The following is a 17,582-nucleotide window of genomic DNA, read 5'->3' as shown; positions in this document are numbered from 1 at the left end:
CTTCACAAAATGACCAGTGGTCATCGTCACAGTTGGTTAGGGTGAACTAACCGACCGCCGGTGCCGTCAGCCAGTGCATGGACAAGATCTCGGGGCGCACATCGGCGGCGCTCGCACAGCACACACCGATCGCCGACGCCGAACCATCAATAGCGGCGGTTGCGGTGCAATTTCCGCCCAACCGGTATACGCAGGATGAAGCGATCGGCGCGCTGATCGACTTGGCCGGGCCGGACTTTCGGCGGTTCGCACTGAGCAGTGGGGTTGAGCACCGCAACACCGCGCTGCCGCTGGCCCGCTACCGCGAACTGAACGGCTTCACCGACGCCAACGAGGCCTACCTTGACGTGGCACTCGATCTGGCCGAGCGGGCCCTGCTCAAGGCACTCGACAAGGCAGGCGTAGCGCCCTCGGAGGTGGACATCGTCTTTTCGACGACGGTTACCGGGCTCGCCGTTCCGACCCTGGAGGCGCGGCTGGCGACGCGGGTCGGGCTGCGGCCGGACGTGAAACGCGTCCCGCTGTTCGGGCTGGGCTGTGTGGCCGGGGCGGCCGGAGTGGCGCGCATGCACGACTACCTGCGTGCCTTCCCCGACCACACGGCGGCGCTGCTGGCGGTCGAACTGTGCTCGCTGACCATCCAGCGGCAAGACACGTCGGTCGCCAACCTGGTCGCCACCAGTCTTTTTGGCGACGGCGCGGCCGCAGTGATCACCCAAGGCGCCCACCGGGCCAGCGGGAAACGCACCGGCCCCCGGGTGCTGGCCACCCGCAGCCGGATCTACCCCGACACCGAGGACGTGATGGGCTGGAAGATCGGCGGCGACGGATTCCGCATCGTGCTGTCCGCCGACGTCGCCATCATCGCCGAGAAATATTTGGGCGACGATGTCCGCGACTTCCTCGCCGACCACGGTCTGAGCCCGCGCGACGTGACGACCTGGGTCTGCCACCCGGGCGGCCCCCGGGTGATCGAGGCCGTTGAGAACGTCCTGGACCTGCCCGTGGACGCCCTCGATCACACGCGAAAGTCATTGCGCGAGAACGGAAATTTGTCGTCGGTCTCGGTGCTCGACGTGCTTGCGGTCAACATGGCCGACCCGCCGCCTCCGGGCTCGATCGGCCTGATGATCGCGATGGGCCCGGCGTTCTGCTCCGAGCTGGTCCTGCTGGCCTGGTAGGGCTGGTAAAGACTGTAGCCATGTATTACCTGCTGGTGTTGGCCGTCGGGGTCGAGCGCGTCGTGGAGTTGGTGGTATCCACCCGGAATGCGCAGTGGTCGTTTACCCAGGGCGCCAAGGAATTTGGGCGATCACACTATCCGGTGATGGTAATGATCCACACCGCGCTGCTGGTGGGGTGTCTCGTCGAACCCTGGGCGCTGCACCGGCCGTTCATCGGATGGCTGGGCTGGCCGATGCTGGCGGTGGTGGTCGCCAGCCAGGGGCTGCGCTGGTGGTGCATCACGACGCTGGGCCGACGCTGGAACACCCGGGTGATCGTCCTGCCGTCCGCCCCGTTGGTGCGCCAGGGTCCCTACCGCTGGCTGCACCATCCGAACTATGTTGCAGTGGTGGCGGAAGGGTTGGCGCTGCCGTTGGTGCACACGGCGTGGCTGACCGCGGCGATTTTCACGCTGGCCAACGCGGCGTTGCTCAGGGTGCGGTTGCGGGTGGAGAACTCTGCGTTGGGCTACACGTGAGCGATTACGACGCGGATTTGCTGATCGTCGGCGGCGGTCCGGGCGGCCTGGCCACGGCGTTGCACGCTCGACGCCGTGGACTTTCGGTGATCGTGGCCGAGCCACGCGAGAGCCCCATCGACAAGGCGTGCGGCGAGGGCCTGATGCCGGGCGGGCTGGCCGAGCTGACCGCTTTGGGCGTCGACCCGGCCGGCATGCCTTTCCACGGGATCGCCTACGTGAACGAACAACGGCGGGCCCAGGCGCGGTTTCGCGGCGGGCCGGGGCGCGGCGTGCGGCGCACGACGTTGCACGCGGCGCTGGCCGCGCGGGCCAAAGAGCAAGACACCGACTGGATCCGCGCGCGGGTGACGGACGTCCGCCAAGACGCCCACGGCGTCTCGGCCGCCGGGGTGCGAGCGAAATGGTTGGTGGCGGCCGACGGGCTGCATTCCCAGGTCCGGCGCGCCGTCGGCATCACGGTGACGGCGGGAACGCCGCGGCGCTACGGCGTGCGGTGGCATTACCGGGTGCCGGCATGGACCGAATTCGTCGAGGTGCACTGGTCGCGGTGGGGCGAGGCGTACGTGACGCCCGTCGAGCCCGATTTGGTCGGCGTGGCGATCCTGTCTCGGGGGCGGCCCGACCTGGCCTGGTTCCCGCGACTGGCGCGGCAGCTGGAGGGCGCGAGCCTCGGGCAGCCGCGCGGCTGCGGTCCCCTGCGGCAAGTGGTTTCCCGGCGCGTCGCGGGACGCGTGCTGCTGGTCGGCGACGCCGCCGGTTACGAGGATGCCCTGACCGGCGAGGGCATCAGCCTCGCCCTCAAGCAGGCCGCCGCGGCGGTCGAGGCCATCGTCGACGAGACGCCGTCGTCATACGAGAAGGCGTGGCACCGGATCACCCGCGACTACCGGTTGCTCACCCGGGCGCTGGTGCTGGCCAGTACGCCGCCCCTGGTGCGGCGCGCCCTGGTGCCGACGTGCACGCTGCTCCCGGCGGTGTTCGGCCGCGGGGTGAACATCCTGGCGCACTGACGCGCCGGGCGAACACGTGCCTCAGCGCGCCTTCCAGACCGGCTCCCGCTTCTCGGCGAACGCCATCGGCCCCTCCTTGGCGTCCTCGGACTTGATCAGGACCCGCATCTCGCGCACGGTGCGTTCCCACCCCGGCTCGTCGCCGACGACGACCCCGTCGTCGACACCGTAGGCGACCCGCTTACTGGCCTGCACCGACAGCGGCGCGTTGACGGTGACCCGCGCGGCCAGCGCCAGCGCGGCGTCCAGCACCGTGCCCCGCGGGGCGACCTCGTTGATCAGCCCCCATTCGCAGGCCGCGGCCGCGGTGAGCGGCTCGCCGGTCAGCAGCAGCTGCATCGCCACCTTGCGCGGCAGCTGCTGCGCGATGCGGAATACGCCACCGGCGGCGGCGATGAGTCCGCGCTTGACCTCGGGGAGCCCGAACTGGGCCCGCTCGTCGGCCACCACCAGGTCACTGGCCAGCGCCAGCTCGGTGCCGCCGCCGAGGGCGGTGCCGTTCACCGCCGCGATGGTGGGCTTGTCGATGAAGTGGTGGACGTATCCGGCGAAGCCCCACTCGGGACGGTCGGGGTGATACAGGTTTTCGCGGCGCGCGATCGCCTTGAGGTCGGCACCGGCACAGAACGACTTGTCGCCCGCGCCGGTGAGCACGACCGCCCGAACCTCGGGATCGTGTTGCGCCGCTTCCAGCGCATCACCGACACCGATGCTGACCGCGGCGTTGACGGCGTTGCGAGCCTCCGGCCGGTTGATGGTTATCACCATCACGTTGCCCCGGCGCTCGGCCAGGGCCCCCGGCGCCTGGGTCACAACAGTTCCACGATGGTGGCGTTCGCCTGGCCGCCGCCCTCGCACATGGTCTGCAGACCGTAGCGAATTCCCTTGTCCCGCATGTGATACAGCAGGGTGGTCATGATCCGGGCGCCGGATCCGCCGAGCGGGTGGCCCAGCGCGATGGCGCCGCCGTTGGGGTTGAGCTTCTTCTCGTCGGCGCCGATGTCCTTGAGCCACGCCAGCGGGACGGGCGCGAACGCCTCGTTGACCTCGTAGGCGCCGATGTCGTCGATGGACAGCCCGGATTTCTTGAGCGCCTTCTGCGTCGCCGGGATGGGTGCGGTCAGCATGATCACCGGGTCGGCACCGGCCAGCGACGCGGTGTGCACCTTGGCGATCGGCTTGAGCCCCAGCTCCTTGGCCTTCTCGGCGGACATGAACAGGAGCGCCGCCGACCCATCGGAGATCTGCGACGAGTTACCGGCGTGGATCACGCCGTCTTCCTTGAACGCCGGCTTCAGCGAGGCCATCTTCTCCATCGGCGTGCCGCGGCGGATGCCTTCGTCCTTGAGCACGACGTTGCCGTCCTGGTCCTTGATCCCCACGATCTGGTCGTCGAAGGCCCCGGAATCCTGTGCGGCCGCGGCTTTTTCGTGCGAGGCCAGCGAGAACTCGTCGAGCGCGGTGCGGTCCAAGCCCCACTTCTCGGCGATCATCTCCGCGCCGATGCCCTGGTTCGGCGTCTGGCGGTACCGGTCCTTGAAACCCTTCGGGTACGGGTTGCCGCCATTGGCCAGCGACGCCCCCATCGGGGTGCGCGACATCGACTCGACGCCACCGGCGACGACGATGTCGTAGTGCCCGGCAATGACGCCGGCGGCCGCGAAGTGGATGGACTGCTGGCTCGAGCCGCACTGGCGGTCGACGGTCACGCCGGGGACGGTCTCGGGCCAGCCGGCGGTCAGCAGCGCGGTGCGGCCGATGTCAAGGGCCTGTTCCCCGGCCTGCATGACGCAGCCCCAGATGACGTCGTCGACGAGGCCCGGGTCGACGCCGGCCCTGTCGACCAGGCCGTTGAGCACCTGCGCGGACAGGTCCGCCGGGTGCACCCCGGACAACCCGCCGTTGCGCTTCCCAATCGGTGAACGCACTGCCTCGACGATGACGGCTTCAGCCATGGTCTTGTCTCCTTTGACACGTGGACTTCGAAAAAGAGGTGAGTCTTGCCTCGATTGTCAACCAAGGGGTTGGGAGGGCGAAGCCCGGGGTGCTTCTCGCCCGCTAACCGGAGGTCGACAAGCTCGCGTCAAAGCGGTCACAAGGGCCGCATCAGCATCGAGCCCAGGTGACCACATGCTGGTTCGTATGCGCTATCGCAGCTGCTGGTGACACTCGAAGCACTCGTAATGGTCGCTGACACAGTCGCTTTGGGTGGCGCGCCTGTGCCGCGCCCATCTCAACCGGCGGGGTAGGCGACCGACTTGATCTCGGTGTACTGGTCGAAACCGGCGACACCGTTCTGCCGCCCCACGCCGCTCTCCTTGTAACCGCCGAACGGGGTGTCGGCACCGTAGGGTGCGCCCCCGTTGACGCCCATGAAGCCGGCCTTGATGCGGCGGGTCACCGACAGCGCGCGCTCGAGGGAACCGGCAAACACGTTGCCGGCCAACCCGTACACGCTGTCGTTGGCGATGCGGATCGCGTCCTCCTCGTCGTCGAACGGAATGACCGAGAGCACCGGGCCGAAGATCTCTTCCTGCGCGATCGTCATGGAGTTGTCGACGTTGGTGAAAAGCGTTGGCCTGACGAAGTATCCCTTGTCGAAACCGGTTTCCGCGCCCGGGCCGCCGACCAGCGCCGTGGCGCCCTCTTCGACACCCTTCTGGATGTAGCCCGTCACCCGCTCGAACTGCCGTTGCGAGATCACCGGCCCGCACAGGGTTCCGGGGTCCTGCGGGTCACCGCAGGTGACGTTCTCGTAGATGTTCTTGAGGATCTCCACACCCTCGTCGTAGCGGGAGCGCGGCAACAGCAGCCGAGTGGGGTTGGCGCAACCCTGACCGGCGTGCATGCACGGCGCGATGCCGACCATGCACGCGGTGGCGAAGTCGGCGTCCTCGAGGACGATGGTGGCCGACTTGCCGCCGAGCTCCAGGAACAACCGCTTCATGGTGGCCGCGCCCTTTTCCATGATCCGCTTGCCGACCACGGTCGAGCCGGTGAACGAGATCAGGTCGACCTTGGGCGACAGCGTGAGCTCCTCACCCACGAAGTGATCCGAGGCGGTGACGACGTTCACGACACCGGCGGGGATGTCGGTTTTTTCGGCGATCAACCGGCCGAGCCGGGTGGCGTTGAAGGGAGTGTTCGGCGCCGGCTTGAGCACCACCGTGTTGCCGGTGCCCAGTGCTTGGCCCAGCTTGTTGAGGGTGACCTCGAACGGGAAGTTCCACGGCACGATCGCGCCCACCACGCCCGCCGGTTCGCGCCAGACCTTGCGCGTAGTGAGCGTGCCGGTGAGGCTGATGACCTTGTCGCCCAGGTCGGTCTCCCAGGCGTACTCGTCGATCAACCGGGCGGGGTACTTCAGCCCGTCTTCCAGCGGGGCGTCCAGCTGGGGGCCGAATGTGATGGCCCGGGGCGAGCCGACCTCGAGGATGAGCTCCTCGCGCAGCTCGTCGATCTCGGACTCGATCGCCTCGTGCAGCTGCAGCAGGCAGCGCTTGCGCAGCTCCTTGTTGGTCGACCAGTCGGTCTCGTCGAAGGCGCGCCGAGCGGCGTCGATGGCCCGGTGCATGTCCTGGATCGAGGCGTCGGCGACCTCGCCGAGCTGCTCCTCGGTCGCCGGGTTGATGTTGGTGAAGGTGCCGGCCTGCCCGTCGACGAGCTTGCCGTCGATCATCATCTTCGGCTCGAAGCGGACCTTTACAGCCTCAGTCATATCTGTCACTCTCTTCTGGGTCGTTGAGGGGCTACGGAGAGCCTTACCGGAAACTAGCCGATTGGCAAGCCGCAACCCGCCGCGGGGCTGGTTACTGGGGGTCGAACAGCACCGGAACCGACGTCGGCGACCGGAAGACCTGCCCGCGGATGTGCGGATCGTTCGCGTCGGGATCGAGGCGGAGATTCGGCAACCGGTCCAACAACAGGTTGATCGCGGTGCGCATCTCGAGCCGCGCCAGGTGCATCCCGAGGCAGACGTGCACGCCATGCCCCCAGCCCAGATGGCTCTTGGGGGAGCGGAAGATGTCGAACGTGTCCGGTTCGGGGTAGCGGTCCTCTTGCCGGTTCGCCGAACCGAGCATCGGCATCACCGTCGCCCCGGCCGGGATCGGCACCCCGCCGAGTTCGGTATCGCGGGTCGCCACCCGGGTAATGGTCAACAGCGGCGATTCCCAGCGCACGCCCTCCTCGATGGCCTGCGGCAGCAGCGAGCGATCGGCGCGGATGGCGTCCAGCTGCTCGGGATCGGACAGCAGCCCGAGCAGCAAGCTGCCCAGCGACCGGTAGGTGGTCTCGACGCCGGCAGGGAGCAGCAGCCGAAGGAACGAGAAGATCTCTTCATCCGCGAGCCTTTCCCCGTCGATCTCCGCAGCAGCGAGCGCGCTGATCAGGTCTTCCTTCGGCTCGGCGCGCCGGGCCTCGAGAATCGGTGCGAAGTACTCGCACAGGGCAGCCGAAGCCGCCAGCCCGCGTTCCGGATTCATCAGCCAGCTCAGCAGCGAAATCGACCACCGCTGGAACTGTGGGTAGTCCTTTTCCGGCAAGCCCAACAAGCCGGCGATGATCTGGCTCGGATAGTCGAAGGTGAACTCCTTGACCAGATCTGCCTTGCCATGGGGGGCGAAGTTGTCGATCAGGCCGTTGGCCACCCGGCCCACCAACTCGTCCTGCCAGCGCGCCAATGACTTCTGCGAGAAAGCCTTCGACACCAGTGACCGCAGCCGGCCGTGCACCGGCTCATCCATACCGAGCATCACGCCCTCCCCCAGCACCGGGCCGAACGCGGCGATGACGGCAGCCGAGGAAAACGTCTCGTTGTCGCGCAGCATCTGCTGGATGTCCTCGTGGCGGTACACGATGAACATCGGCAGCGATTCCTCGTGCGGCAGCGCCCCCGACGTCTCGAGTCGCTGCACCGGCTCCTCGCGCCGAATGCGCGCCAATTCGGTGTACGGGTCGCGCACGTCACCGGATATCGCGTCGTCGAAGGCGCCAAAATCCGCGAGGTCGTCAAATAGCTGTTCCATTAATTCCCCTCAATTCCCTTGCTGCCCCTTGCTCCGCGTCGCTGCCAGCGATGCCAGGCGCTGCAGCACCGGCTGCGGAAGTACACGCGCGGCAAGTACCATCGCCTTTTGGCCAAGAGTCAACGGCCAGGCCTCATCGCGCATCGACCCCTGCCGGGGTATGCCCAGCACGATCCGCGACATGTGGTGCATGCCCGACGCGGGCAGGATCCTGTTGGCTACCAGCAGCATCGACGCGTCCGGGCCAATGCCGCGGCGGCGAAAGGGCACCCGGTCATCGAGTGCCTTGAGCAGGCCGTCGGTGAACCGCTCGGGTGGCCGGGCCATTTTCATCGCGAAGCGACCGCGGCTGTTCATGGTGTTGTGTAGCCGGGCGTACGGGCCTTCGAAGTTGCGATCGTCAGTGGTGCCGGCGTCAGTGATGATCTCGGTGTCATGCGTGCCGGCGACCACCACGGTGACCCCGAGCCCGAAGGGCGCGATCTCGCACGCCATTGACTCCCCCCAGCGCTCCAGCGCGCCCTTGGCCGCCGAGTACGGTGCGGTGGCGGGTTGACCGCGTACCCCGGCGGCGCTGGACACCAACACAATTCGCCCCCTACCCGCCGCCCGCATCGACGGCAGCAGAGCCTGGGTGAGCGTGACGGGACCCAGGACGCTGGTGGCAAGCATGCGCTGCCACAACGCCATATCGGTCTCCTCCACCATTCCGGCGGCGGAAATGCCCGCGTTGTGCACCAGCGCGTAGGGTGCGCCCACGGCTTCTTCGATCGCCTTGGCCGCCGCGGTGATCGACGCGGTGTCCGTCAGGTCGAGCTGCACACCGATCAACCGTTCGTCGTCGGGCGGCGGCAGCCCCTGGTCCTGAATGGCCTGACGCAGCAGCGGCATTCTCTGGTCGGGTGTGCGCATGGCCGCGACCACCCGCCACCCTTCCCGATACAGCCGCACCGCCGAAGCGAACCCCAGCCCGCGCGACGCACCGGTGATGACGACCGTGCGCGCCTCAGCCACGGTTGCTCGCCGTTTGATCCTGGACAGCGCATGCTCCCTCACCCGGCGGCGGCGGATCGACATGGGGTCGCCCGTTGGGCTCCCCGCTGGCCCAGGTCGACCAGATACCGACGGAGTATGGACCCGGAGCACCCGCCTTCTCGTAATACCCCTGTGGGTCATACACTTTCGCTTCTGGATATGGCCACGGGCAGGCCACCGAAGTGGCTGCATGACTGACCTTGATGACCCAGAACCAGCCGCCGTAGGCGAAGTAGGACACGTTGATGATGACGAACATCACCAGGAAAGTGCCCAGCACCGGACGCGACGGTAACAACTTCGCTTTTGCGGCAAGCTTTTCCGCCACCGACTTACCGGTGTCGTCGCGGTAGCAGAGGATGGCGGCGGGCACCATCACGAAGCACACCGAAAACGATTCCCAGATCAGCGGGAACTGGAAGGTGGTGCCGGTGAACACCGATCCCCACGGGATCACCTGCGAGTAGATGTACATGCCCCAGTGGACCAGCGTGTTCTCCAGAAAGGCATCGAAAATGAACCCGATCACCAGCGTGATCAAGCCCAGGCTGACCAAGGGATGCCGCGACACATAACTGGTGGGTCCGTACTTTGCCTGCAGTCTGCGCAGGAGCCAGACCGCCGGGAAGTAGGGCCCGAAGTAAAACATCACGTAACCGAAGACCACGAACGGTTCGACCGTCGGCGACAACGACACCAGTGGCCAGGATTCCGGCCAGTGAACGAGATCGGGGTTGTAGACGGCGAACGGCGACCAGTTCATGATCGGGTCCTGCCACACGATCAGCGTGGTACACAAGAACATCAACATCGCCGGGCTGCCGGGATTGCGCCGCCAGCCCCTGATGAAGACGATCAACAGCACGAGCAGCGCCACCACGGTGGCGGCATCCAGGAATGTGATGTAGTCCAGCCCGAACATGAACCTCACCGGGCGGGGCCGGCCCTGCACATTCGGGTTCGCGACGCGGGGGTCGAGGGCCACCCGGCAATTGGCGATGAAGAAGAGCGCGAAGGCGGCCAGCGCGGCGCCGGAGATCCAACCGCCCCAGCCGCGCTTGTCGGTTCGCTGCGGGGCGGCCGATTCCTGCTGCGCGGCAGGCGGTGTGGACTGTTCGGTGGACATCGACGTCAGCCTTCCTCGCCGAAGCGATCAACCAGGTGCGAGTTGACGCCGTCGGCATCGAGCGTGCGGGCCACGAGATAACCGGCGCCCATCCATGCCCGCCGCGTCCACTTGCCGAACGACACCCGGGTGCCGGGCGCACCCGACGCGGCGGGCATCATCTTCACCCGCTCCAGCGCCTCCTTGACCCCGCGCGGGCTGAGCGGGTGCGCATCGGTGAACGCGCGCACAAGCGTCGCGGCGACATCGCGATTCACCACGGTCACGCAGAACTCGGGGCGACTGCCGTTGTACTTCTCCGCGTAGCTGTCCAGAAAGTCCTGGCCGATCCGGTTCGCCTCGTCGTACTGGTCGACACCGGTCCAGCCCAAAAACGCGTTCCACATGATCGGGTTCACCCAGGCGTTCTGCCACGCGGTGGTGGTGAAACGAGGCGGGTCCCAGCCGAGGGTCTCGAGCGCGGGGTTGACGAAGACGATTCCGAATCCGAAGCCCAAATGCACGATCGCCTCGGCCTTCGCCTCATGGAGCGTCTGCACCGCAGCGTTGACGTCCTGCGCCGTCTGGGCGATCGCCACTTCCGCCACGATCCGAATGCCCTTGCGCCGACAGGCACTTCGCAGGTTCTTCAGGTAGCTCTCACCGATGAGGCTCTGCTCGACCAGGACACCGATCTCGGCGAGTCCTCGTTTGGCGATCAGGTCGGCCAGGAAGATGGGTTCATCGGTCATCGATCCCTGGGGGAAGGCGAAAGTCCACTCGCCCAGCCAGTCGTCGGTGCCGGTCACGCTGATCGCGGGCACCTTGAACCGCTCCTCGATCGCTTCGCGCAGCGGCACGCAGTTATCGGTGATGTTCGGACCGAAGACCACCAGGCAGCCCTCGTCCACCAACTCCCCGAACGCATCGATCACCGCCTTGACGGAGCCCTTGGGCAGGCCCTCCACCTCGCGGTAGATCATCTGCACGGGACGGTCCATCAGGCCGTGGGCGACCGCCTCTTCGAAGATGAGATCGAAAGTCTGGGTGAAGGACGCGAAAAGATCCTCGGGGAACCCCGGTGGCAGCGTGAAATCCATCAGGTAGCCGACCTTGATCGGCTCTGCGCTGCTTTCGTAGGACATCTGACCTCCCGGGTGACAAATTCGCGCGGGCCCCCAACCGAAAACCTAATATTTGTTCAGAACCCTAGCGGGGGCGGTATGCAGCGTCAAACCTCATTTCTCGGGCCGCTCCGCTCCCTCGCCCAGATAGATCTCGATCATCTCGCCCAGGGCTTTGCCCACCGCCACGTCGTCGGTGAGCGGCCCCGCGATGGCGGCGCGGGCCGCTTCTCGCATGCTCAGGCCCTCGGCCACCAGCCTGCCCGCCGCGATCAGCACGCGCGTCGACGCGACCTCACGCAGGCCGCCGGTCTCCAGTCGGCGGATGGCCTGACCGAAACGGACCAACTCGGCGGCGGTGGCGCCGTCCACGCCGGCCTCGTGCGCAACGATCCCCTCTTCGACATCGGCTGCGGGGAACCCGAATTCGATCGCGACCATGCGCTGACGTGTCGAATCCTTGAGATCCTTGAGCACGCTTTGATACCCGGGGTTGTACGACACCACCAGGCCGAATCCCGGTGCCGCGTCCAGCGTGACCCCGAGTCGTTCGATGGGCAGCTGTCGCCGGTGGTCGGCGAGCGGATGCAGGACGACGGTGGTGTCCTGCCGGGCTTCCACCACTTCGTCGAGATAGCAGATCGCACCCTCACGCACGGCCCGGGTCAGCGGGCCGTCCACCCAGACGGTCTCGTCGCCGCGCAGCAGATACCGGCCGACCAGGTCCGCGGTGGTCAGGTCGTCGTGACAGGCGACGGTGATCAGCGGGCGGCCCAGATCGTAGGCCATCGCCTCGACGAATCGCGTCTTTCCGCAGCCCGTCGGGCCCTTGAGGACCAGGGACAGGCCCTGGCGGTACGCCGCCTTGAAGACGGCCTCTTCGCCGCCGACCGCCTGGTAATAGGGCCGCAGCGTCTCCCCCTCGGAACCGCCGTTGAAATATGCAAGCCCGGACTCGTTGACCATAGCTTCCCTTCAGATCGTCCGGTGATTGGAGCCTAACCGGAACAGATTTTTGTTATCAAGTGTCGCGGCGAGCAGGCCCGGAGAGTTGCTGCGCCAACTGTGTTCTGGGACTGGACATCACCGCCACCCTCCGGCGAACCTCCGCCGAGCGCAGCGCGGACCGAAACAGCGGTCCGATCACACCGGCCAGCTGATCGGGGCGCGCGATCGTCGCGTGCGCGCTACTGCCGAACACCCTGCGCAGCGATTGCACATCGGTCCCCGCGCCGACGGTTAGGCACACACAGCCGGTCCCCCGCCGGCGGGCCTCGGTCAGCGCGCGGCGCGCGTCCGCGGCACCGTAGGCGCGCTCGTATCCGTGGTCGTAGGCGAGGCCGTCGGACAGCACCACCAGCAGCCGCCGGGACGTTCCGCCGCGTGCCTCCAGGACAGCCGAACCGTGCCGGATCGCCGCGCCGAGCCGCGAGTACGCGCCGGGTTCCAGGCTGTTGAGCCGCCGGATGACGTGGGCGTTCAGCTGGTCGTCAAACCGCTTCACGGGCACCATGGTCACCGCGCGGCGGCCCTGCGAGTAGTAGGCGTAGAGCGAGACGCGGTCACCCAGGTCGTGCAGCGCCACGGTGAGGTTGGCGACCGCGGATCGCTGTTGTTCGTGCACCGTCCGCCCGACCGTTCCCGGCTCGCCCGCCGACCCCGACACATCGAGCAGCAGCAGCACCGACAGGTCGCGCCGGCGCCGCAGGCTGTCGAGGTACACCGCCTCGTCGGGCACCGATCCGGCCCGCACTTCGACCCGGGCTTCGACGGCCGCGTCGATGTCGATGTCGTCGCCTTGCGACTGCCGGTGACGGCGGTGCAACCCCATGCCGAGTCGCGAAAGTGGCCGGCGCACACCGATGGCGCCGTCGATGGCCTGTGTCGCGGACGCTGCGATCTCCTGCTCGATCTCGCGCACGGTGCACCACGCGGGCCGGTAGCGCCGGTGGGCCACATCCCATTCCGGGTACCGCACGCCGTCCGCGGCGGGGTCCTCACCGTCCCCCTCGTCGCCGGGGGCCGACGCCAGCGACGCGACGGCGTAGGCACCGCGCCTGGCGGAGTTGGTGCGATGCGTCGGGCTGTCCGCGCCGGGCGGGCCCCCGTCACTCCCGGTCTTGCGCACCGACGACAGCAACCTTTTCAACCACTTGCCGATGAAGCCGCCCCCGCCCACCGGGCTGGTGAACAAGTCCGGGTCGTCGGAATCGTCGACCTCGCCGTCGTCGAGCTCCTCGAGTTCCGGCTTCTGGTTGCTCGGGTTTCGCGGAACATGTTGGGGTTCGGCCTGATTCCGTTGCGCGGTCGTCCGGGAGGCCGCCGCCACCACCTTCGCCGCACGGATCACGCCAAACTCCGGTGGCGGGTCGTCGATGGCTCCGCGGGCGGAGGCGATGCGCAGCGACGCGGCGGGCGAGCCACTGCGACTGGCGATGTCGCGATCACCGACCAACGCCAGGACGGCGGGCAGGACGCCGGCGTTACTCAGCAGTGCGCGATGACCTTCGACAGCCAGATAGCGTCTGGCCAGCCGCGGGTGGCGCACCAGAGGACGCACCACGTCGGGATCCAGGCTGCCGGCCGCGATCATGGAGGCGTGGACCGCAACCGACTCGAGCCGCGCCCGGTCTCGCGCGGCCGAATCGATGTAGATGGTCTGACCGTCCGTCCACGCGGGTTCACCCGGTTGCAGTTCGGCGACGGCCACCGCTTGCCCCGCCAGTGCCGAGGCAAGCATGCCGAGTCCCTGCACCCGGTCGCCACGAGCGGCTGCCACGCTCGACCTCCGAACCAATCGTTGACCAAATATCTGTTCCACCGTAAAGTCCGCCGTGAGCGCAGTCAATCGCGCCGGCTGGTCTGTCGCCAAAAGAGCCGCCGTCACCACGGGCAGGACATGAGTTAGTCGGGAGCACATCATGATTGACTTCACCGGCCAGGTGGCGGTGGTCACCGGCGCCGGTCGCGGACTCGATCGGCTGTACGCGCCGGACTTCGCCCGGCGCGGCGCCGCGGTGGTGGTCAACGACCTCGGTGGCGGAATGCGGGGCCGTCCAGATGAAGCTGGCGACGCCGGCGTGGCCGACCAGGTGGTCGACGAGATCACGAAGACCGGTGGCACCGCGATCGCGTCTTACGAGTCGGTGGACAGTCCCGCCGGCGGCCAGGCGATCGTCGGCGCCGCCGTGGACACCTTCGGGCGCCTGGATGCGGTGATCAGGGATGCCGGCATCGATCGTCGATGAGGTGCTCGAAGTGTGCGAGCGGCGCGGTGTCAGCCCGATGCCGGGCGGCACCGAGATCGAATTTCCTGAACCCCCACACAACGGGAGCTGATCGTGGACGACGAACTGCGGCAGCGGCTCCGGCGCCTCACCGATCGCGTGGCGATCTACGACTGCATGCAGCGCTACGCGCGCGGAATCGACCGGCAAGACCGCGCACTGCTGCGATCGGCCTACCACGACGTCATTGACCACGCACCGGCTCGAACGTAGAGTCCGGCTTGGTCGCAAGGGACGCGTAGGGGACGCGTAAGGGGCCAAAGAAAAAGGCAACGTGGACTTTTCATACCCGGCGGAAGTGGAGCAATTCCGCAGCGAGCTGCGTGACTGGCTGTCGGAGAACCTGACCGCCGAGCTGGTGGCCGCCCGCCGGCCCACCGGGCGCAACGACGCCTCGTTCGAGATGCTGCGCGTCTGGAACGCGGCGATGGCCGACGCGGGATGGGCCGCCGTGTCGTGGCCGCGCGAGTACGGCGGCCGCGGCGCGACGGTGCTCGAGCAACTGGTCTACACCGAGGAAACCACCCGCGCCCGAGCACCGGTGCCGCTCAACGTCATTGGATTGAACAACATCGCGCCGGCGATCATGCAATACGGCACCGAGTCCCAGAAGCTCACCCTGCTCCCGCGCATGATGCGCGCCGACGACATCTGGTGCCAAGGGATGTCGGAACCCGAAGCGGGCTCCGATCTCGCGGCACTGCGCACCAGCGCCGTGCGCGGTGCCGGCCCGCAAGGCGACCACTTCGTGGTCAACGGCCAAAAGGTCTGGACCTCGCTGGGGCATCGGGCCGACTGGTGCCAGCTCTACGTGCGCACCGATCCCGACGCTCCCAAGCACAAGGGGATCTCCTGCCTGATCGTCGACATGACACTGCCCGGCATCGAGGCACGCCCGCTGGTCACGCTCAACGGCGACGCCGATTTCGCCGAGGTGTTCTTTCACGACGTGCGGGTGCCGGCGGACGCATTGCTCGGGCCACTCAACGCGGGCTGGCAGGTGGCCACCACCACGCTCAGCCACGAGCGCGCCGGTGCCGCCCGCTTGTATGCCGAGATGCAGGTGCGGCTCGAAGAGCTGGTGGACGATCTCGCGACGGCCGACACCGGCGCTCTGGACGACCCCGTGACGCTGCGGCGCTTCGGCGAAATCGCCGTCCGCATCAAGTATCTCGAAGTCCTGTGTCAGCGGTCGATCTCGGCCACCATGCATGGCGGCGATGCGGTGGGGTCGGCCAGCCTTGCCAAAACCGTATGGGGTGAGATCGGGCAAGACCTGGCCGCCCTGGCCTTTGACGTGCTGGGTACCGCGCCGTGGGCGGACTACCGTTTGACATCGCGCGCGCTGACCATCGCGGGTGGCACCAGCCAGATCAACAAGAACATCACCGCGCAACGGGTACTGGGGCTGCCGCGCACATGAACCTCGAACTCACCGACGAGCAGGTGGCCCTGCGCGACACCACCCGGCGCTTCCTCGCCGAAAAGGCCTCGATCTCCGATCACGTGCGGCCGTTGCTCGACGATCCGACCGGAATCGACCACGCCGTGTGGCACGGGCTTGCCGGTCTCGGGGCCACCGGCCTGCTGGTGCCGGAGGACCACGGCGGCTCCGGGATGACGATGGTCGAGGCCGGCATCGTCGCCGAAGAGCTGGGCGCCGCGCTGCATCCGGGACCGTGGTTGTCGACCGCGGTCGCCGCCCCACGGGCGCTGAACCGGTTGGGCGCCAACGACACCGCCGCGGAACTGCAGCGTGGGATCGCGGACGGCACCACGATCGCCGCCGTCTGCTTCCTGGGCCTCGACGACGCGTCCACCGCAGGGATAGCCGCCAGCCGGCGCGACGACGGCACGGTACTCCAGGGCGAGGCCAGCGGCGTACCGGACGCCGCGGCCGCCGACGTCCTGCTCGCGCTCGCCGACGGCGAGCTTCTCGCCGTGCCGAACACATCGCCCGGGGTTTCTGTCGTGGCCGAGCCCGGCATCGACCCGACCCGCAAGCAATTTCGCGTCGCGTTCGACGGGGCCTCCGCCCAGCCCCTGGGCGCGGTCTCTCCGCAACAAATGGCGGCGGTTGTCGACGATATGCTGATCGCGGCCGCCGCCGATGCGCTCGGTGCTGCGCGCGCCGTCATGGAACTTGCCGTCGAATATGCAAAAACCCGAAGGCAATTCGGTCAGCCGATCGGCTCGTTCCAGGCGATCCAGCATCTGTGCGTCGACATGTATGAGGCCGTCGAGCTGGCCCGCAGCGGGGTGATCCACGCTCTGTGGGCCAGCGACGCGTTCCCCGGCACCGACGGCCAATCCGGCGGCGAGCGGCATCTTGCCGCGCTGCGGGCCAAGGCGTTCGCCGGGCGGCTGGCCGCCGTTGGCGACACCGCCATCCAGGTCTTCGGCGGGATCGGCTACACCTGGGAGCACGACGCCCACCTTTATCTCAAGCGCTTGCTGGGCTGGAGCGCGTTTCTCGGCGGGCCCGACCGGTACCTCACCGAACTCGGTGCGCGCCTTGCGAAGAGAGGCCGTCACTGATGGAGATCAAGTATCTGCTGACCGCCGCCCCTCGGCGCGCAAGTCGCTCGACCTGGACGCGCCCGTCAACCTCGACGACATCCGCGAGTGCCTGCGGATCGGCCTGCAGGCCGCGAACGGGTCGAACGCCCAGTCGTGGCGCTGGCTGGTGGTCGCCGATCCGGTGCTGCGCACCAAGATCGCCGAGTTGTATCGCGAGGCCTGTCTACGCCGGGTCGGTGGACAGCTGCTGGCCGACCTGATGCCGGCGGGAACGCCCGAGAGCCGGGTGATGTCGTCGACGGAGTGGTTGGACGGAGGAACATGGGCTCGAAAAGACAAGTGCCGCTGCTGGTAATCCCTTGCTATGAGCCCTACTTGCCGCGCATCGACAGCGACGAATCGTTCCACCTGGCGACGCTGTACGGTTCGATCTTCCCGCCGGTGTGGAATTTTCAGCTCGCCCTGCACACCCGGGGATACGGGACCTGCATCACGACCCTGCGCCTGCATCACGAGGAAGAGATCCGAAAGCTGCTCAAAATTCCGCAAACCTACGTTCAGGGTTGCCTGCTTCCGGTGGGCCGCCTCCGCGCGGGCCGCACCTTCCGGCCCGCCCCACGGCGGCCGATCGACGAGGTGGTTGCGTGCGACCGCTGGGATGGCCCGGCGCTCTAGAATGGGATTTCGCCGCTTTGTGCAGCGGATTCATCGAGGCCCGGTCTGATAGCCTCTAACAAAGATTTGGTTCGGTAGAGAGGACGAATGCGCA

General features: G+C 67.5%; 15 protein-coding genes and 2 pseudogenes. 8 read left to right on the top strand and 9 right to left on the bottom strand.

The annotated features are described in order from the left end of the window. Positions 1–77: 77 nt before the first annotated feature. From A5775_RS22685 to A5775_RS22675, 3 genes are read left to right on the top strand one after another with little or no spacing between them, the layout of a single operon-like run. On the top strand, positions 78–1,181 hold the full coding sequence (locus A5775_RS22685) for a type III polyketide synthase (RefSeq protein WP_082953138.1): 1,104 nt from the start codon (positions 78–80) through the stop codon (positions 1,179–1,181). A 20-nt stretch (positions 1,182–1,201) separates the two neighbouring features. Beyond that, positions 1,202–1,702: an isoprenylcysteine carboxyl methyltransferase family protein gene (locus tag A5775_RS22680; protein WP_067257471.1), complete on the top strand. Its 501-nt coding sequence runs from the start codon at positions 1,202–1,204 to the stop codon at positions 1,700–1,702. Continuing rightward, the gene (locus A5775_RS22675) at positions 1,699–2,715 is read left to right on the top strand and encodes an NAD(P)/FAD-dependent oxidoreductase (protein WP_067257465.1); all 1,017 of its coding nucleotides are present in this window, start codon (positions 1,699–1,701) and stop codon (positions 2,713–2,715) included. The genes A5775_RS22680 and A5775_RS22675 overlap by 4 nt, the downstream gene beginning before the upstream one ends. 21 nt (positions 2,716–2,736) lie before the next feature. Here the strand turns inward: A5775_RS22675 and A5775_RS22670 are convergent, their stop codons facing one another. The 9 genes from A5775_RS22670 to A5775_RS22630 all read right to left on the bottom strand — a co-directional run bounded on the left by A5775_RS22670 (position 2,737) and on the right by A5775_RS22630 (position 13,746). Further along, positions 2,737–3,528 carry a crotonase/enoyl-CoA hydratase family protein gene (locus A5775_RS22670; protein WP_067257461.1) on the bottom strand — a complete coding sequence of 264 codons (792 nt, stop codon included), beginning with the start codon at positions 3,526–3,528 and terminating at the stop codon, positions 2,737–2,739. After that, positions 3,525–4,670 (bottom strand): thiolase family protein, encoded by a 1,146-nt coding sequence (locus A5775_RS22665; RefSeq protein WP_067257458.1) that lies wholly within the window; start codon positions 4,668–4,670, stop codon positions 3,525–3,527. The genes A5775_RS22670 and A5775_RS22665 overlap by 4 nt, the downstream gene beginning before the upstream one ends. A gap of 278 nt (positions 4,671–4,948) precedes the next feature. Beyond that, positions 4,949–6,433: an aldehyde dehydrogenase family protein gene (locus A5775_RS22660; RefSeq protein WP_067257454.1), complete on the bottom strand. Its 1,485-nt coding sequence runs from the start codon at positions 6,431–6,433 to the stop codon at positions 4,949–4,951. Positions 6,434–6,524: 91 nt separating this feature from the next. After that, a complete protein-coding gene (locus tag A5775_RS22655; protein ID WP_067257449.1) occupies positions 6,525–7,742 on the bottom strand; it encodes a cytochrome P450 in 1,218 nt (405 codons plus the stop codon). A gap of 9 nt (positions 7,743–7,751) precedes the next feature. Next, complete coding sequence (locus tag A5775_RS22650) at positions 7,752–8,756, bottom strand: SDR family oxidoreductase (protein ID WP_067257446.1); 1,005 nt, start codon at positions 8,754–8,756, stop codon at positions 7,752–7,754. Then, on the bottom strand, positions 8,749–9,903 hold the full coding sequence (locus tag A5775_RS22645) for a spirocyclase AveC family protein (protein WP_067257442.1): 1,155 nt from the start codon (positions 9,901–9,903) through the stop codon (positions 8,749–8,751). The genes A5775_RS22650 and A5775_RS22645 overlap by 8 nt, the downstream gene beginning before the upstream one ends. A gap of 5 nt (positions 9,904–9,908) precedes the next feature. Then, positions 9,909–11,027, bottom strand: a complete 1,119-nt coding sequence (locus A5775_RS22640) for an ABC transporter substrate-binding protein (protein ID WP_067257439.1) — start codon at positions 11,025–11,027, stop codon at positions 9,909–9,911. Between the two features lie 93 nt (positions 11,028–11,120). Beyond that, positions 11,121–11,972: a CbbQ/NirQ/NorQ/GpvN family protein gene (locus A5775_RS22635; RefSeq protein ID WP_067257436.1), complete on the bottom strand. Its 852-nt coding sequence runs from the start codon at positions 11,970–11,972 to the stop codon at positions 11,121–11,123. Positions 11,973–12,027: 55 nt separating this feature from the next. Next, positions 12,028–13,746, bottom strand: a complete 1,719-nt coding sequence (locus A5775_RS22630) for a nitric oxide reductase activation protein NorD (protein WP_197512849.1) — start codon at positions 13,744–13,746, stop codon at positions 12,028–12,030. A 181-nt stretch (positions 13,747–13,927) separates the two neighbouring features. Here A5775_RS22630 and A5775_RS22625 point away from each other — a divergent pair. From A5775_RS22625 to A5775_RS22610, 5 genes and pseudogenes are all read left to right on the top strand, one after another. After that, a pseudogene (locus tag A5775_RS22625) lies at positions 13,928–14,242 on the top strand (SDR family NAD(P)-dependent oxidoreductase); the annotation flags it as partial. A gap of 105 nt (positions 14,243–14,347) precedes the next feature. Continuing rightward, on the top strand, positions 14,348–14,506 hold the full coding sequence (locus tag A5775_RS25590) for a hypothetical protein (protein ID WP_231995253.1): 159 nt from the start codon (positions 14,348–14,350) through the stop codon (positions 14,504–14,506). A gap of 61 nt (positions 14,507–14,567) precedes the next feature. Beyond that, the gene (locus A5775_RS22620) at positions 14,568–15,716 is read left to right on the top strand and encodes an acyl-CoA dehydrogenase family protein (RefSeq protein WP_067257432.1); all 1,149 of its coding nucleotides are present in this window, start codon (positions 14,568–14,570) and stop codon (positions 15,714–15,716) included. Beyond that, positions 15,713–16,831 carry an acyl-CoA dehydrogenase family protein gene (locus A5775_RS22615; protein ID WP_067257429.1) on the top strand — a complete coding sequence of 373 codons (1,119 nt, stop codon included), beginning with the start codon at positions 15,713–15,715 and terminating at the stop codon, positions 16,829–16,831. The genes A5775_RS22620 and A5775_RS22615 overlap by 4 nt, the downstream gene beginning before the upstream one ends. Continuing rightward, a pseudogene (locus A5775_RS22610) lies at positions 16,831–17,488 on the top strand (nitroreductase family protein). Before A5775_RS22615 ends, A5775_RS22610 begins: the two are co-directional and overlap by 1 nt. Positions 17,489–17,582: the final 94 nt, after the last annotated feature.

Source organism: Mycobacterium sp. 852002-10029_SCH5224772 (assembly GCF_001667315.1).
In the GTDB taxonomy this organism is placed as follows: Bacteria; Actinomycetota; Actinomycetes; order Mycobacteriales; family Mycobacteriaceae; genus Mycobacterium.
The sequence above is the reverse complement of the archived record's forward strand: the minus strand, read 5'-3'. Positions and strand labels throughout refer to the sequence as shown.

Excerpts from the sequence above, each read along its gene's own strand:
- A5775_RS22635 (WP_067257436.1), bottom strand. The coding sequence starts at position 11,972 with ATGGTCAACGAGTCCGGGCTTGCATATTTCAACGGCGGTTCCGAGGGG.
- A5775_RS22680 (WP_067257471.1), top strand. The coding sequence starts at position 1,202 with ATGTATTACCTGCTGGTGTTGGCCGTCGGGGTCGAGCGCGTCGTGGAG.
- A5775_RS22655 (WP_067257449.1), bottom strand. The coding sequence starts at position 7,742 with ATGGAACAGCTATTTGACGACCTCGCGGATTTTGGCGCCTTCGACGAC.
- A5775_RS22660 (WP_067257454.1), bottom strand. The coding sequence starts at position 6,433 with ATGACTGAGGCTGTAAAGGTCCGCTTCGAGCCGAAGATGATGATCGAC.
- A5775_RS22665 (WP_067257458.1), bottom strand. The coding sequence starts at position 4,670 with ATGGCTGAAGCCGTCATCGTCGAGGCAGTGCGTTCACCGATTGGGAAG.
- A5775_RS22685 (WP_082953138.1), top strand. The coding sequence starts at position 78 with ATGGACAAGATCTCGGGGCGCACATCGGCGGCGCTCGCACAGCACACA.
- A5775_RS22615 (WP_067257429.1), top strand. The coding sequence starts at position 15,713 with ATGAACCTCGAACTCACCGACGAGCAGGTGGCCCTGCGCGACACCACC.
- A5775_RS22645 (WP_067257442.1), bottom strand. The coding sequence starts at position 9,903 with ATGTCCACCGAACAGTCCACACCGCCTGCCGCGCAGCAGGAATCGGCC.
- A5775_RS22640 (WP_067257439.1), bottom strand. The coding sequence starts at position 11,027 with ATGTCCTACGAAAGCAGCGCAGAGCCGATCAAGGTCGGCTACCTGATG.
- A5775_RS22630 (WP_197512849.1), bottom strand. The coding sequence starts at position 13,746 with ATGCTTGCCTCGGCACTGGCGGGGCAAGCGGTGGCCGTCGCCGAACTG.